Consider the following 1,041-nt stretch of genomic DNA (forward strand, 5'->3'; position numbering starts at 1 on the left):
TCATCAATCAGTTCGAGAAAGAAGAGACCTTGCTGGCTGAGCTGCAACGCACCAATCCGGCCGAGCTGCTCTATCCCGAATCGTTCGAGTTCCTGCACCATCTCGAGGGGCGCCGCGGCCTGCGTCGCCGCCCGGAGTGGGAGTTCGAGCTCGGCACCGCCCGCACCCTCTTGTGCCAGCAGTTCGGCACCCAGGATCTGGTAGGCTTCGGGGTCGACAAGAGCGAGACAGCCCTGTGCGCCGCCGGTTGCCTGATGCAGTACGTCAAAGATACCCAGCGCACCGCCCTGCCCCACATCCGCAATGTGCGCCTCGAGCAGCCGGATCACGCCGTCATCATGGATGCCGCAACCCGCCGCAATCTGGAGCTGACCCAGAATCTGGCCGGTGGCTATGAAAATACCCTGGCCGAGGTGCTGGATCGCACCGCCACCCCCATGGGCAGCCGCCTGCTCAAGCGCTGGATCCACCAGCCGATCCGCGATCGGGTGATCCTGAAAGGTCGCCAGAGCACCATCCATACGCTTATCGAGCAGAACCTCTACGACGAACTGGGCAACCTGCTGCGTCAGGTGGGGGATGTGGAGCGGGTGCTGGCCCGTCTCGCCCTGCGCTCGGCTCGGCCACGCGATCTCACCCGCCTGCGTCAGGCTTTCGCCCAGCTGCCCGAGTTGCAACGCCTGCTGGCGGACAATGAACACGAAGCGGTGCAACAGCTGGCCGAGCGGGCCAGCACCTTCCCCGAGCTGCTCGACCTGCTGGAGCGCGCCGTGATGGAAGTGCCGCCGGTGCTGATCCGCGATGGCGGCGTCATCCGTGACGGCTTCAATCAGGAGCTGGACGAGCTGCGGGATCTCGCCAACGGCGCCACCGCCAGCCTCGCCCGCATCGAGGAGCGGGAGAAGCTGCTGACCGGCATCAACACCCTCAAGGTGGGTTACAACAAGGTGCACGGCTTCTATATCGAGGTCAGCCGCGCCAACAGCCATCTGGTGCCGGCCCACTACATCCGCCGCCAGACACTCAAGAACAACGAACGCT

General features: G+C 64.7%; 1 pseudogene. It reads left to right on the forward strand.

The window, feature by feature from the left end:
• A pseudogene (locus ACRCYW_RS12940) lies at positions 1-1,041 on the forward strand (DNA mismatch repair protein MutS); the annotation flags it as partial.

This window comes from Aeromonas sp. (assembly GCF_051657805.1).
Classification (GTDB): domain Bacteria; phylum Pseudomonadota; class Gammaproteobacteria; order Enterobacterales; family Aeromonadaceae; genus Aeromonas.